This window comes from Vibrio sp. 10N.261.55.A7 (assembly GCF_002877365.1).
Classification (GTDB): Bacteria; Pseudomonadota; Gammaproteobacteria; order Enterobacterales; family Vibrionaceae; genus Vibrio.
Genome location: NZ_MCWZ01000033.1, coordinates 1 through 15,472, shown reverse-complemented (window position 1 = coordinate 15,472; position 15,472 = coordinate 1). Strand labels below are relative to the sequence as shown.

Below are 15,472 nucleotides of genomic sequence, written 5' to 3'. Positions count from 1 at the left end.
AACTGAGCTAGTATCGCAAATGGAGGCGCGTCCCGGAGTCGAACCGAGGTCCACGGATTTGCAATCCGCTGCATAGCCACTCTGCCAACACGCCGCCGTAACCACATTCAGTTCGCTTTTTAATGAGCGTTCCTCTTGGGTACGGGATGCATTCTACGGATTCAGTCAGATGAGTCAACACTATTTTCTCTTTTTTGAATCGTTTGGCTAATTTCCATTCAATAAGCCTCATATTGAACATTTATATAGCCGTTAAATGTCCAATAACTAGGATTAAACTACTGAAAATAGAATACAAAATAAAAAACGGGCTGATGCCCGTTTCTTTATTGATGTTCTTCGTTGAGTAAATCGTCTTTTGCTGCCATTAGGTATTGAACCATAGACCAGAACGTCAAAATCATCGCTATATAGATGGAAGCATATCCTAGCCAAACCATCCAATCATCGTATTGCCAGATAAGAACCCAGAGCGCAAACATCTGACAAACCGTTTTCACCTTACCCACCCAAGAGACAGCAACACTGGCGCGCTTCCCTATTTCAGCCATCCACTCTCTAAGTGCTGAAATGATGATCTCGCGAGCAATCATGACTACGGCTGGAATGGTAATCCAAATACTGTGGTAATCATCGGTAATCAGTATCAATGCTGTTGCAACGAGTACCTTATCAGCAACAGGGTCGATGAACGCACCAAAACGAGACGTCTGGCCTAATTTGCGAGCCAGCATGCCATCCAACCAATCAGTGAATCCGGCGACCCAGAAAATCATGGCAGCGGCAAATGGTGCCCAGCTATATGGAAGATAAAAAGCCACGACAAAAACTGGAATGAGAAAAAGTCGTAGTAGAGACAAAATGTTAGGGATATTTAAACGCATATTATTATAAAGCTCTTATTCATTGCGCGTTTATGTTGCGGGATTTTTGCTATTGTTTCAATGCTTGATAAATGTTTTCTGCCAAAGAATGGCTTACACCTGGCACTTTGGCGATTTCTTCAACAGTTGCACGCTTTAATTCTTGCAATCCACCCATGTACTTCAATAAAGCCTGTCTGCGTTTTGGACCAACACCTTCAATTCCTTCTAACGGGCTTGTTCTACGAGTTTTTCCTCGTTTCGCTCTATGTCCGGCTATTGCGTGATTATGGCTTTCATCTCGGATATGTTGCATCAAATGAAGCGCTGGAGCATCACTGGGTAAATGAAACTCTTCACCATCAGTGGTTATCAGTGTCTCTAAACCAGGTTTGCGAGTCACCCCTTTAGCTATGCCCAGCAGTTTGGGTTGTTTTGGCCAATCTCCCCAATATTTACTCACTATCTCTAGTGCTCGGTTGAGTTGGCCCTTACCGCCATCGATAAAGATAATGTCGGGAATTTTATCCACATCAAGCTGCTTTGAATAACGGCGCTCTAACACCTGACCCATTGCGGCGTAATCATCACCGCCTGTAATGCCCGTTATATTGTATCGACGATATTCTTGTTTCACTGGGCCTTCATGGTTAAACACCACGCAAGAAGCAATCGTACTTTCTCCCATCGTATGAGAGATATCGAAACATTCCATCCGGGAAATACTCTCAACATCCAAGACTTCTCTCAGGGCTTTGAATCGCTGAGAGATAGTCATTTTGTGGTTAATCTTCGTGGTAATGGCCGTCAATGCGTTTGTATTGGCGAGTTTAAGATAACGACCTCGAATACCTGTCGCGTTTAGGTGAAAGTGCACCTTTCTACCCGCAATACCACTTAGAGCATCTTGAAGCGAAGCTGTATCTGTCACCAGTCCACCATTTAGCACAATACGATTAGGCACTGTTCGAGCTTCATTATGGCTAAGGTAATACTGGCTTAGAAAGCTGTAAAACACTTCTTCTTGTGTCGTGTTATTCGGAATTTTGGGGAAATGACTACGACTGCCGAGTACCTTGCCCTGCCTGATCATCAAAATATGGATACAAGCGATACCATTTTCTTGAGAGAAACCTAGCACGTCCATATCATCCATACTGTCATCAGAGACAAACTGCTGCTCTTGTACACGTCTGATGGCTTGAATTTGGTCTCTAAATTTCGCGGCATCTTCAAAACGGAGCTGTTGACTCGCCTGCTCCATCTTTTCAATCAATAACTCCAAAACCTGTTTATCTTTTCCCTGCAAAAAAAGACGAACATAACCAACGATTTCATCGTAGTCTTCCGTCGATATTATGCTGGAAACACAAGGCCCCGCACATCGACCAATTTGATACATCAAACAAGGTCGCGTGCGATTACTATAAACCGTGTCTTCACACTGACGGACGGGAAAGATCTTTTGCAAAAGGTGGAGTGTTTCACGAACCGCGCCAGATTCAGGATACGGACCAAAATACTCACCCTTTTTCTTTTTCGCACCTCGATGCATCGACAGCCGTGGATGCTTATGACCGCTAACAAAGATATAAGGGTAAGATTTATCATCGCGTAAGAGGACATTATATTTTGGCAAGTACTGCTTAATATAATTATGTTCGAGGATTAACGCTTCGGTTTCCGTATGAGTCACCGTAACATCAATTTTATCGATATTAGAGACAAGCGCTTTGGTTTTTTCACTGTCGACGTTTTTACGAAAGTAACTCGTTAAGCGTTTTTTGAGATCTTTCGCTTTACCGACGTAAATGACAACAGCCTCGGTGTTATACATTCGATAAACACCGGGCTGATTTGTGACAGTTTTTAGAAAAGAAACAGAATCAAAAGAGTGAGGCACTATAAGGTCTCTGTATCTAGCATCCCATGCCGAATTGCGAGGTGGGTCAATTCCACATCACCACTAATGTCTAACTTACTAAATAGACGGTAGCGATAACTATTGACCGTTTTAGGACTTAAATTCAGTTGTTCAGAGATATCAGTTACTTTTTGACCTTTCGTAATCATCATCATGATTTGAAGTTCACGTTCTGATAAATCTGCAAATGGGTTCTCTGACGCTGGCGAGAATTGGCTGAGAGCCATCTGCTGTGCGATTTCAGGAGAAATATAGCGTTGCCCGCTATTCACCATTCGAATTGCATTCACCATCTCATCGGGCCCAGCACCTTTAGTTAGGTAACCTGCCGCTCCGGCTTGCATCACTTTTGTTGGAAACGGATTCTCTGTATGAACAGTCAAAACAATGATTTTTATGTCTGGGTTAAATCGTATAATTTTCTTGGTCGCTTCAAGGCCACCAATACCAGGCATATTCATATCCATTAAAATGACGTCAACATGATTATTGCGACACCATTTTACTGCATCTTCACCGCTTTCAGCTTCCCCTGCTACGTTCATACCACGGACGTCTTCAATAATACGTCGTATCCCTGTGCGAACCAGCTCGTGATCATCTACAAGGAAAACACTTATCAAACTTGTATCTCCACACTCATTAATTGGCTCTGCACCCACCTTAGGCAGTGGATAACAGCTTCGTTGTTTAGCTTATCTATATCAGAAAATCTAAAACACCCCGAAACACTCTTTCAACGTGGGAATTTTAGGTACCCTGAATATGTGCCTAAACATTAACTTTAGCAAGTATAAATTATCTTACTAAGTCGTTAAACGCATATAAAACTATGACCTAACGACCCCGCTACACTAACAGAAATTCAAATTAAAAAGGAGAACTTAGCTCGACTATTTAGCCTTTTGTATTGATAAACAAACAATTTGTTCGAATAACATACAGTAAATTATACAAACGAGGATTGAGCTGTCTCAGCTCACTTTGTTTGTTACTATTAATAGCAATATTATTTGCTAAAAAAGTAGCTTGCTCACCAATAAGGGTCATTTTTGAGTGTATCGAACGGATTTTTGCTGACTCGTCAGGCCAGAGATATCGGCCTTCAAACTCAAATAGAATTGTGGCTTGCTACCCCTCAAGGTCCAACGCAACTCATTGTTAACAAAGAAAAGCCTGTTTTCTTTATTGCTCAACAAGACGAATCTACTGCGTTAAAGCTCTCCAGAGAAGTTGAGCTAAGTGCAACCTTTAAGCCGCTTAAGCTTCAAACATTCGACTCTACACCACTCACCGCCTGTTATTGCAATACCACCAAAGAGAGTCAACGTCTCGTAACGACTCTAAGAAACAGTGACATCAACACCTATGAGTCGGATATTCGACTTGCGGATCGCTATCTTATGGAGCGGTTCATTCAAGGTGGTATTGAATTTACAGGTTTAGAAAGCGACAGAAAAACTCATCGTCGAATTACTCAAGCTCAATGTCGACAAGGTAACTATACGCCTAAGTTGAATGTCGTTTCTTTAGATATTGAATGCTCGGAAAAAGGCATTTTGTACTCTATCGGGCTTGATAGTGAAATGGACAGTCGCGTCATCATGATTGGCGAAGAAGAATCAAGTCAAACGCCAATTGAATGGGTTAAAGATGAGGCCGCTCTTCTAAACGCTCTGATTCGTTGGTTTCACCAGTTTGACCCTGACGTCATCATTGGATGGAATGTCATTGATTTTGATTTTCGTCTGCTGCACAAACGAGCCCAATTTCACGATATTAGGCTAATTTTAGGACGAGCGAATCAACCTAGCTATTTCCGGTCATCTTTAACTACTCAACAAAGCTTTATCACGATACCAGGTCGAGTCGTAATGGACGGTATCGATACGCTAAAAACGGCCACATATCACTTTCGGTCTTGGTCATTAGAGTCCGTATCACAAGAAATGCTAGGGGAAGGAAAAGACATCCATAACGTTCATGATCGCATGGACGAGATTAATCGTATGTTTCGTCAAGATAAACCGTCATTAGCAAAATACAACTTACAAGATTGTGTCTTGGTAAACCGCATCTTCGAGAAGACTCACCTTCTCGACTTTGCCATTGAGCGCTCAAAACTCACCGGTGTGGAACTGGACAGAATTGGTGGCTCGGTTGCGGCCTTTACCAACCTCTATCTCCCCCAACTGCATAGAGCAGGCTATGTCGCGCCAAATTTAGAGCCTGAGAATTGGTTAGCGAGCCCTGGTGGATACGTAATGGACTCACAACCTGGTCTATATGATTCAGTCTTAGTTTTGGACTTCAAAAGCCTTTATCCCTCTATTATTCGTTCATTCCTTATTGATCCTTTAGGGCTGATAGAAGGGTTAAAACTTGAATTAGGTAAAAGCGATGAACAAGCGGTAGCTGGTTTTCGTGGTGGGCAGTTTCATCGAAGCAAACACTTTCTTCCGCAAATGATCGAAACACTGTGGCAAGCTAGAGATGTGGCAAAGAAAAACAATGAGCAGGCTTTCTCTCAAGCCATTAAGATCATTATGAACTCGTTTTACGGCGTACTTGGTTCATCTGGGTGCCGCTTCTTCGATACTCGCCTTGCATCAAGTATCACGATGCGTGGACACGAAATCATGAAGCAAACCAAAGTTCTCATTGAGGAGTCTGGTTATCAAGTGATATACGGCGATACTGATTCCACATTTGTGTCTCTCAATAACGCGTGCACGCAAGAGGAGGCCGATAGAGTCGGCAAAGCACTGGTTAACAAAATAAACCAATGGTGGACACAACATTTATTAGATGAGTATCAGCTCACCTCTATTTTGGAACTCGAGTACGAGACCCATTATCGAAAGTTTCTTATGCCAACCATTCGTGGAGAAGAGACGGGCTCTAAAAAGCGTTATGCTGGACTGATTGGTGGCGCAGAAAATCAGAAGATTGTCTTCAAAGGGTTAGAGAGTGCACGTACCGATTGGACACCGCTTTCCCAAATATTCCAACGACAATTATATAAAATGGTTTTCCACGGAGAATGCCCTAAGAGTTACGTAAGGCAATTTGTAGAAGAAACACTGGCAGGCCAGCACGACGATCAACTTGTCTACCAAAAGCGCCTAAGGCGCAAACTGCATGAGTATCAAAAGAATATCCCACCACAAGTCAGGGCAGCCAGATTGGCTGACGATATTAATCAACGACTAGGGCGCCCACTCCAATATCAAAATAAAGGCCGCATTGAGTATCTCATTACCGTTAATGGCCCTGAGCCCAAAGAGTATATAAAAAGCGCGATAGACTATCAGCATTACATCGATAAGCAGCTCAAGCCCGTAGCAGATGCCATACTGCCTTTTATTGAATTAGACTTTACTCGCCTCAGTGAGCCTCAACTGGGCCTCTTTTAGCGCAGTATCGTACATATCTATTAAGTATTCAGTGATGTACAACCACTCACAGTCGGCTATTAATAAAATAGAATTATCACTACCTAACCAATACGGAATTCCGTTTTTTTATACTGGTCAACTAACCAGTTTCCATAACTATCAAGTATTCCAATAACCGAACGCTTGGCGATAACTCGCCCGCTCATGAGTATATTCAGCCTTTCTATATCTTGATGTTTTTCAGGGAAAAACCGTAAAAACTGAGTGCCACAATCACTGGGGTCATCAAACCATTTTTTGTCTCGGTACATGACCAATGAATAGCTGGAGCGTAACAATTTCTTTGCGATTATTTTTTGCGCTTTAGTGAGCTCTTCAACAGAGTTTGCTCTAACAATACGGCTCCGATACTCAGCAAGCCAATCACCCACATCTGCATTCCAATATTTCGCGATTTCCCAGCTGGGTTCATAATCACCAAAACACTCAGATAAATCTTCACCAAACACGCAAACTGAACAATGTCTTAGCTGGAATCCCCACGAAAAAATGCTGTCGAGAGAGGCAACTTGAGAAACTAACGTCGTTTGAATAGAGACTTCAGTAATAAATGAAAAGCTCTGCTGAAAACGCCACTTGATTGTGTTGAGCAACGTCGTTCTCGTGTCATTAAATGGTCGCTTGGTGACAACGATGACATCTAGGTTGGATTCACCCGGTTTCGCTGTTTTTCTAGCAACACTTCCATACAGATAAACGCTATGGAGATTATCACCCAGTCCCCCTCTTAAAAACTTTATGAGGTCTTGAATCGCAGGGTCATATTTCGGCTGAAAGGGTTGCTTCGGGTCGATAACAGGTAAAGTCATGGATAGATGTCAATTATGCTCTGTAGCGGAAACTCGCTTTATGATCTCTCAGCAATGGAATTCGATCAAGATATTCCTTCTTTTCACTTACTTGCTATAATGCGTCCAAACTAAATACAAAGGATCCCTCTGATGCCTAGAGCCAGTGAAATTAAAAAAGGCTTTGCCATTGAAGTTAATGGTAAAACTCTACTTGTAAAAGACATTGAAGTAACAACACCTGGTGGCCGTGGTGGAACAAAGATTTACAAGATGCGTTGTACTGATCTCGCAACAGGTGCTCGTGTTGATGAACGTCTGAAAGCAGATGAAGTTGTTGGTACCGTTGAAATGTTCAAGCGCCAAGCAACATTCTCATACGTAGACGGCGACGAGTACATCTTTATGGACAACGAAGATTACACGCAATACACGTTTAACAAAAGTGACATTGAAGATGATCTTTTATTCATCAATGAAGACACGCAAGGCATGCACGTTGTTATCGTCGATGACAAAGTCGCGGGCCTAGAGCTGCCGTCTACGGTTGAACTTGTGATTGAAGAAACTGACCCGTCTATTAAAGGCGCATCAGCATCAGCTCGTACAAAGCCAGCGCGCTTTGCAACCGGCTTAACAATCCAAGTGCCTGAATACATTGCTACTGGCGATCGAGTGATCGTTAACATTGCTGAACGCAAATACACGAGCCGAGCGTAGTTATTATGTCGGATGAAAATCAAGTATCAGAAGAACATGAAAACCTCATCTCATATGATGATGCCATCGATGTTGCCTACGATATCTTTTTAGAAATGGCGCCTGATAATCTTGAACCTGCTGATGTGATTATCTTCACCGCTCAGTTTGAAGATCGCGGCGCAGCGGAACTTGTTGAAACGGGTGATGACTGGGCCGGTCACGTTGGCTTTGAAGTTGATAAAGAGATATACGCTGAAATTCGTATTGGTCTTGTCAACGAAGAAGATGACGTCCTAGACGATGTATTCGCTCGCATGCTAGTCAGCCGCGACCCTGACCATAAGTTCTGTCACATGCTTTGGAAGCGTGACTAACAGAGTTTAAGGTACACACTATCAAAAACGCCAAGCATCAAAGCTTGGCGTTTTTCTTTTCTGATTCTACTAATCGACTAATCGACTAATCTGTAGCTGATAACATAAAGCTGTTCAATGCCAGGGTAGATATCCTGAATAACGCCTTTTAGCACTTCAAGCGTCATATTCTCTTGCTCGGCATGAAAATCATCAAGTTGACTGAATAAAAGAGGCTCAACCGAATCAATTTTTAGCTTACAAAACCACTTCCCTTCTTCCAAAGTGATCACATCCACAACCGAACCAACCGCATAATTCCGCTCGCTTTCATCTCGTATCGTTATCGTTTTTCTTCCAGAAAGGATGTCATCTTCAAAGCGTTCGAAAAAACTCATTTGTGTCGGGTAAGACATTTTTGGATCTCCCTAGTTATAGTTTGGTTATTGTACTCCTCAATACCTAAGATAGAATACCTAAGATGGAATAACTATTCTGTCAGCGGATAACATCGTACGGGCGTCTATAATGGTATATCAGTACTAACTTGAGTATTTAGCAGACCTTCATCAACAACGGCTCATTCATCTAGCTCTTCCAGACGTTATGCTCAGCCACATTTGCATTACCATACAAATTAACACATTATTGTATAGTCAATTAATAATGAGTGCATGCATGGACAGTTCACCCCTTTATATTCAAATCAGAGATTTTATCAGTCAAAAAATCCAATCGGGTCACTGGCCAGTCGGACACAAGATAACCACTGAAATCGAACTGACCAAGCAGTTTAATGTCAGTCGAATGACGGTAAACAAAGCGATTCGTGATTTGGTTAGTCAGGGAAAACTGGTTCGTAAACCACGAGCGGGAACATTTGTCTGTGAGCAAATAGAAAAGGCTCAATCTCCGTTATTGGATATTCAAAACATTGCAGAAGAAGTAAAATCTCGTGGCAATAAATACCACAATTATGTTGTTCACCAGCAAGAGATTCAGGCTGATGACCGGATAGCAACCCAGTTAGGCATCATGCTTAAAAAGAACGTTTACTACAGCAAAATCATTCACTTTGAGAATGACACTCCGATCCAACTTGAGTTACGCTGGGTAAACCCTCAGCATGCCCCTGACTACCTAGATCAAGACTTTTCAACAAAAACGCCAAACCAATACCTGTCCGAGAACTGTCCTCTCAGTGCGATTGAACACACTGTCGAAGCCGTGATCCCCGACCAGGATGTCAGTCATGCCTTGTCACTTTTAAGTGAAGAACCGTGCCTTCTTTTGAATCGACGAACTTGGAGCAACGAAAGCCTTGTCAGCACTGCATTACTCTACCATCCCGCCTCTAAGTACAAGTTAAGCTCCAAAATACTTTTTTAATTCAGAATAATAGACTACATACCGATCACATTTCCATAACATTCACCTTGCCCTCTCGTCTCCGTTGAACTATTAATTGTATATACATTTAAACAACTGAGAACTTTGATGGATTCGCTCAATAACCTAACGCTCATTAACGCACGCTTGGTGACAATGACACCCGGTGTCAGCGGATACCAAACCAGCCAGCCTAAAACGGTTACCGTACAGGCTGGAAAGATCGTCTCTATCTCAGAATCATCAGAAAAAAACCATGACAACGACACTGAACATCCTGTTTACGACTGTAAAAATAACATCGTTACCCCAGGTTTAATTGACTGCCATACACATGTGGTTTTTGCGGGAAATCGAGCGAATGAATTTGAAATGCGCCTTAATGGCACGCCATACACTGAAATCGCCAAGCAAGGTGGCGGGATCTTAGCGACGGTAAACGCAACACGAGAAGCAACGGTAGAACAATTAATTGAGCTTGCCATACCTAGAATTAACGGGCTCGCTCGCACAGGCGTGACGTCCGTTGAAATCAAATCGGGGTATGGGCTTACTGTTCAAGATGAAATTAAAATGCTCCGAGCAGCGAAGGCTCTCGAACAGCACTGCGCCATCAAAATAGAAACCACCCTGCTCGCCGCTCACACCATTCCGCCTGAGTACCAAGGTAAAGCAGACCAATACATCGACTTGATTTGTAACGAACTCATACCGCTTGTCGCGCAAGAACAACTGGCCTCTTCAGTGGATGTCTTTTGCGAGTCAATCGGTTTTAACCTCGAACAAACGGAAAAAGTATTTCAGGCTGCAACTCAGTATGGTCTTAAAGTCAAAGGGCATACTGAGCAACTATCTAATCTTGGCGGGAGTGCTCTGACCGCACGTTACAATGGCCTTTCTGTCGATCATATCGAGTATCTCGATGTGGAAGGTGTGATTGCATTATCAAACTCTAATACCATCGCGACGCTTCTTCCTGGCGCTTTCTATTTTCTTCGCGAAACACAGCTTCCACCCATAGATTTACTTCGACAGCACCAAGTTCCTATGGCCATCGCAACTGATTTTAACCCTGGAACCTCCCCCTTTGCTGACATCACAATGATGTTGAATATGGCTTGCACACTGTTTGGATTAACCCCGGAAGAGAGCCTTCGCGGCGTGACCTGTCATGCAGCTGCAGCACTCGGCCACCAAACAACTCGTGGTCAAATCGAAATCGGATTCGATGCTGATTTCGCTGTCTGGGATATTCCCCACCCGGCGGACCTCAGCTACCAAGTAGGTGTGCCTCGTCTCATTGAACGCATCATTGATGGCCGCCCTTGTGGCAGTGACCATCGCACAATCGATAACCAATCCTTGGTACCCAGCGAGACAGTAGACAGAGACTCAGCACACCGCAAAACTGGCGGAGGGAAATGAAGATGTCCGATTTAAACAAAGATCAGCTAACCAGTGACCAGCTAATCAATGAGCCCTTACTTAATGAGCCCAGAATCAATGAACACGCGGATCCCATCCTGACCAATCAAGAGTTTCATTGGCAAGGCAGGCACGATAGCGAAGACGGGGATCTAGGCACGCGTGTACATCATGTGATTAAACAGAAACAAGCTCATGAACTCAGTAAAGCAAGCCACTCTGTGAGTATTTTGGGATTTGCTACCGATGCAGGTGTCGCTCGTAATAAAGGCCGAATTGGTGCAAAAAAAGCGCCCGATCTTATTCGCCGCGCTCTCGCCAACATGGCCTGGCACAACGATGCCTCTATTACAGACTTAGGTAATGTCGTTTGCGAAGACGACTTACTCGAACAGAGTCAATTAGAAACAGCAGCAGTGATCACAACGGCACTCAAGCACAGCCCTGTTATTACACTGGGTGGCGGGCATGAAATAGCATGGGCTTCTTTCCTAGGCCTTGCTAATCATCTACAACTTAGTCAGCCAGCAGCAAAGCCTAAAATAGGCATCATCAATTTTGACGCGCATTTTGACCTGCGAGCTTTTACCAGTCAGCACGCAGACGTGAAACCAAGCTCAGGCACGCCTTTCAATCAAATTCATCAGCATTGTGCTGACAATGGCTGGGACTTCCACTACGCGTGCCTAGGTGTCAGTCGAGCAAGTAACACCGCCGCATTGTTCAAACGCGCAGATGATCTTGGCGTCTGGTATGTCGAAGACCATCAACTTTCACACATCAACCATATCTATCACCTAACGCAATTACAGCATTTTATTGATAACTGCGACTGTATCTATCTCACCATTGACTTAGATGTCTTTCCGGCTTCAACCGCTCCGGGCGTTAGCGCCCCGGCGGCACGAGGCGTGAGTTATGAATCATTAGCGCTGTTTCTTGAGCGCATTCTTCATTACAAAAACAAGCTCATGGTCGCTGACATTGCTGAGTACAACCCTACTTACGATGTCGATAGCCAAACGGCAAGACTTGCCGCGAGGTTGTGTTGGGATATCGCGAATGCGATGGCTGAAAACATAAACTCAAACCCTTTTGAAACACCATAAAAACAATACAAATAAATACTCATTAGTCACCCTACAAAAGATAAGGATCGTTACATGACGGAACGCCAGGCTGTAAATAATCGACTCGACACCTCTCGAATTATTCGTGCCCCTCACGGAACAAAACTTAGTGCTAAATCATGGCTAACCGAAGCACCGCTTCGTATGTTAATGAACAATTTAGACCCTGACGTTGCAGAGCACCCACATGCACTCGTTGTCTATGGTGGTATCGGACGTGCAGCACGTAACTGGGAATGCTACGACAAGATTGTAGAAGTACTTGAAAGGCTTGAAGACGACCAAACGCTGCTGGTTCAGTCTGGAAAACCAGTCGGTGTATTCCCTACACACAAAAACGCGCCTCGAGTGTTGATTGCTAACTCAAACCTTGTGCCTCACTGGGCAAACTGGGAGCACTTTAACGAGCTCGATAAACAAGGCCTTATGATGTACGGGCAAATGACAGCGGGAAGCTGGATTTACATCGGTTCACAGGGCATCGTTCAAGGTACTTATGAAACCTTTGTCTCTATCGCGAAGAAGCACTTCGATGGGAAAGCGAAAGGACGATGGATTCTGACTGGTGGTCTAGGCGGCATGGGCGGCGCTCAGCCACTTGCTGGCACAATGGCCGGTTTCTCCATGATTGCGGTTGAATGTGACGAATCTCGAATTGATTACCGTCTTCGCACTGGGTATGTGGATAAAAAAGCCACCAGCGTAGACGAAGCACTCGCAATGATTCATGAATCAGATGACCCTATTTCTGTTGGGCTTCTTGGTAACGCGGCCGACGTATTCTCAGAGCTCGTGGAACGAAACATCACTCCTGATGTGGTGACCGATCAAACTTCCGCACATGACCCACTTAATGGCTACCTTCCTCAAGGTTGGACGATGGAACGTGCCGCTGAGATTCGAACTCAAGACGAAGCGAAAGTCGTCAAGGCCGCTAAAGAATCCATGGCCATTCAGGTCAACGCTATGCTAACTCTTCAAAGTCGAGGTGCAGCAACGCTGGATTACGGCAACAACATTCGCCAAATGGCACTAGAAGAAGGGGTAGATAATGCCTTTGACTTCCCTGGCTTTGTTCCGGCATACATTCGTCCATTATTCTGTGAAGGTATTGGCCCTTTCCGCTGGGCTGCGCTTTCAGGTGATCCGGAAGACATCTACAAAACCGATCAGAAGGTTAAAGAACTCATCCCCGATAACCCGCACCTGCATAACTGGTTAGATATGGCGCGTGAACGTATTCAATTCCAAGGGTTGCCTGCTCGAATATGTTGGGTTGGCCTCAAAGACCGCGAACGTTTGGGGCAAGCGTTTAACGAAATGGTAAAGAATGGCGAGCTTAAAGCGCCAGTCGTGATTGGACGAGACCACCTAGACTCTGGCTCAGTTGCCAGCCCTAACCGTGAAACTGAAGGCATGATGGATGGCTCTGACGCGGTGTCAGATTGGCCTCTAATGAACGCTTTACTCAATACAGCTGGCGGCGCAACTTGGGTTTCACTTCACCATGGCGGCGGCGTGGGCATGGGCTTCTCACAGCACTCAGGCATGGTGATATGTTGTGACGGCAGTGACGATGCATCAGAGCGCATTGCACGTGTTCTGCATAACGACCCTGCAACGGGCGTCATGCGTCATGCTGATGCAGGTTACGACATTGCAAAACAGTGCGCTGCAGAGCAAGGGCTCGATCTGCCTATGCTTAATGAAGAACTTCGTGCGCTAAAAGGGTAATCGATACATTACCTAATTTGGCTAAATAATCGGCTCCATCTAACGAGCTATTGAATAATAAAGCCCTGAGTCCACACGACTGAGGGCCAAATAAAGAAAAGTAAAGGATCTATGAAGATGTTAAATCTACTGCTAAAGCCAGGGCACATTAGTTTAAAAGAGCTACGACAAGTCAGTCGCACGCCAATTAACCTGTCACTCAACCCTGATGCTGTTGCTGGAATTGAAGCGAGTACACAAGTGGTCGATCAGGTCATTGCTGAAGATAGAACCGTCTACGGCATCAATACCGGTTTTGGGCTTCTTGCGAACACGCGCATCGCACCTGAAGATCTCGAAACACTTCAACGAAGCATTGTACTTTCTCATGCCGCGGGCATCGGTAAACTTATGTCTGATGAAACGGTCAGGCTAATGATGGTGCTTAAAATCAACAGCCTAGCGCGTGGTTATTCTGGCATTCGCCTGTCTGTGATCAACGCTTTAATTGATTTAGTGAATGCTCAAGTATACCCATGTGTGCCGCAAAAAGGGTCGGTCGGCGCATCAGGGGATTTAGCCCCCCTTGCTCACATGAGTACGGTGCTACTCGGTGAAGGACAAGCAAGACACAACGGAAAAATCATCTCAGGTTTAGAAGCATTAAGTATTGCGGGTATCGCTCCGATCACGTTAGCACCCAAAGAAGGCCTAGCCTTGCTTAATGGTACTCAAGCCTCTACGGCCTTCGCATTGGAAGGACTGTTTGTCGCCGAAGATTTGTACGCGTCAGCCACCGTATGTGGCGCTATGACGGTTGAAGCTGCACTTGGGAGCCGACGCCCATTTGACCCACGTATCCACCGTGTTCGTGGGCACAGAACACAAATGGACGCGGCTGAGGCTTATCGCTACATCTTGGATGTCACGAGTGAAGTGGGTGAATCCCACACAGCGTGCGAAAAGGTTCAAGACCCCTACTCACTTCGTTGCCAGCCTCAAGTCATGGGCGCATGTTTACAACAAATCCGAAATGCAGCGTCAACGCTAGAAGTTGAAGCAAACTCAGTCTCCGATAATCCATTAGTTTTCGCCGACGACGGTGACATCATCTCTGGGGGGAATTTCCATGCAGAACCGGTTGCGATGGCCGCGGACAATCTAGCACTGGCCATTGCGGAGATTGGCAGTCTATCAGAAAGGCGAATGGCACTTCTCATCGATAGCGCACTAAGCAAGCTTCCACCATTCCTCGTGGATAATGGCGGCGTGAACTCAGGGTTTATGATTGCTCAGGTGACGTCAGCAGCGCTCGCTAGCGAGAACAAAACACTGGCTCATCCAGCGTCAATCGATAGCCTCCCTACATCAGCAAACCAAGAAGATCACGTATCCATGGCAACGTTTGCGGCAAGAAGGCTAAAATACATGGCGGAAAATACCCGTGGCATTTTAGCGGTCGAGTATTTGTCTGCAGCGCAGGGGCTAGATTTTAGAACACCATTGAAATCATCCACTCGCGTTGAAGAAGCGAAAGCGATACTGAGAGAAAAAGTCTCTTTCTATGACAAAGACCGCTACTTTGCTCCAGACATTGAACAAGCAAACTCGTTAATCAAGCTGGCAGTGCATAACCACTTGGTTCCAAAACACATTTTTACAAGCTATTAATTCACACAGAATTTAGAGACTGTATAAATAAGTCAATGCGTTACTCGTCATAAAGG

13 protein-coding genes and 1 tRNA gene are annotated in these 15,472 nt (G+C 44.7%); 8 read left to right on the top strand and 6 right to left on the bottom strand.

What is annotated here, in order from left to right:
• Positions 1-20 precede the first annotated feature (20 nt).
• The 4 genes from BCU12_RS03715 to uvrY all read right to left on the bottom strand — a co-directional run bounded on the left by BCU12_RS03715 (position 21) and on the right by uvrY (position 3,410).
• Positions 21-94: transfer RNA gene (locus tag BCU12_RS03715), tRNA-Cys, on the bottom strand.
• 232 nt (positions 95-326) lie between these two features.
• Positions 327-884: a CDP-diacylglycerol--glycerol-3-phosphate 3-phosphatidyltransferase gene (gene pgsA / locus BCU12_RS03710; protein ID WP_102403041.1), complete on the bottom strand. Its 558-nt coding sequence runs from the start codon at positions 882-884 to the stop codon at positions 327-329.
• A gap of 49 nt (positions 885-933) precedes the next feature.
• Positions 934-2,766 (bottom strand): excinuclease ABC subunit UvrC, encoded by a 1,833-nt coding sequence (gene uvrC / locus BCU12_RS03705; protein ID WP_102403040.1) that lies wholly within the window; start codon positions 2,764-2,766, stop codon positions 934-936.
• Positions 2,766-3,410 carry a UvrY/SirA/GacA family response regulator transcription factor gene (gene uvrY, locus BCU12_RS03700; protein WP_102403042.1) on the bottom strand — a complete coding sequence of 215 codons (645 nt, stop codon included), beginning with the start codon at positions 3,408-3,410 and terminating at the stop codon, positions 2,766-2,768. The genes uvrC and uvrY overlap by 1 nt, the downstream gene beginning before the upstream one ends.
• Positions 3,411-3,839: 429 nt before the next feature.
• On the opposite strand from uvrY, the gene BCU12_RS03695 reads away from it, so the two are divergent.
• Positions 3,840-6,203, top strand: a complete 2,364-nt coding sequence (locus BCU12_RS03695) for a DNA polymerase II (protein ID WP_102403039.1) — start codon at positions 3,840-3,842, stop codon at positions 6,201-6,203.
• Positions 6,204-6,286: 83 nt separating this feature from the next.
• Here BCU12_RS03695 and BCU12_RS03690 read toward each other — a convergent pair whose 3' ends face one another.
• Positions 6,287-7,054 (bottom strand): nucleotidyltransferase domain-containing protein, encoded by a 768-nt coding sequence (locus BCU12_RS03690; RefSeq protein WP_102403038.1) that lies wholly within the window; start codon positions 7,052-7,054, stop codon positions 6,287-6,289.
• A 132-nt stretch (positions 7,055-7,186) separates the two neighbouring features.
• Between BCU12_RS03690 and yeiP the strand changes: the two genes are divergently transcribed.
• Both yeiP and BCU12_RS03680 read left to right on the top strand, forming a co-directional pair.
• On the top strand, positions 7,187-7,753 hold the full coding sequence (gene yeiP / locus BCU12_RS03685) for an elongation factor P-like protein YeiP (protein ID WP_102403037.1): 567 nt from the start codon (positions 7,187-7,189) through the stop codon (positions 7,751-7,753).
• 5 nt (positions 7,754-7,758) lie between these two features.
• Entirely contained in the window at positions 7,759-8,109 is a 351-nt protein-coding gene (locus BCU12_RS03680) for an HI1450 family dsDNA-mimic protein (protein ID WP_102403036.1), read from the top strand.
• Positions 8,110-8,186: 77 nt separating this feature from the next.
• Here the strand turns inward: BCU12_RS03680 and yqfB are convergent, their stop codons facing one another.
• Complete coding sequence (gene yqfB / locus BCU12_RS03675; protein WP_102403035.1) at positions 8,187-8,504, bottom strand: N(4)-acetylcytidine aminohydrolase; 318 nt, start codon at positions 8,502-8,504, stop codon at positions 8,187-8,189.
• Between the two features lie 262 nt (positions 8,505-8,766).
• Between yqfB and hutC the strand changes: the two genes are divergently transcribed.
• From hutC to hutH, 5 genes are all read left to right on the top strand, one after another.
• Positions 8,767-9,477 carry a histidine utilization repressor gene (gene hutC / locus BCU12_RS03670; protein WP_102403034.1) on the top strand — a complete coding sequence of 237 codons (711 nt, stop codon included), beginning with the start codon at positions 8,767-8,769 and terminating at the stop codon, positions 9,475-9,477.
• 108 nt (positions 9,478-9,585) lie between these two features.
• Positions 9,586-10,902, top strand: a complete 1,317-nt coding sequence (gene hutI, locus BCU12_RS03665) for an imidazolonepropionase (RefSeq protein ID WP_102403033.1) — start codon at positions 9,586-9,588, stop codon at positions 10,900-10,902.
• Positions 10,903-10,904: 2 nt separating this feature from the next.
• Positions 10,905-12,011 (top strand): formimidoylglutamase, encoded by a 1,107-nt coding sequence (gene hutG / locus BCU12_RS03660; protein WP_102403032.1) that lies wholly within the window; start codon positions 10,905-10,907, stop codon positions 12,009-12,011.
• A gap of 54 nt (positions 12,012-12,065) precedes the next feature.
• Entirely contained in the window at positions 12,066-13,766 is a 1,701-nt protein-coding gene (gene hutU, locus BCU12_RS03655) for a urocanate hydratase (protein WP_102403031.1), read from the top strand.
• A gap of 117 nt (positions 13,767-13,883) precedes the next feature.
• A complete protein-coding gene (hutH, locus tag BCU12_RS03650) occupies positions 13,884-15,416 on the top strand; it encodes a histidine ammonia-lyase (RefSeq protein WP_102403030.1) in 1,533 nt (510 codons plus the stop codon).
• The last annotated feature ends 56 nt before the right edge of the window (positions 15,417-15,472 follow it).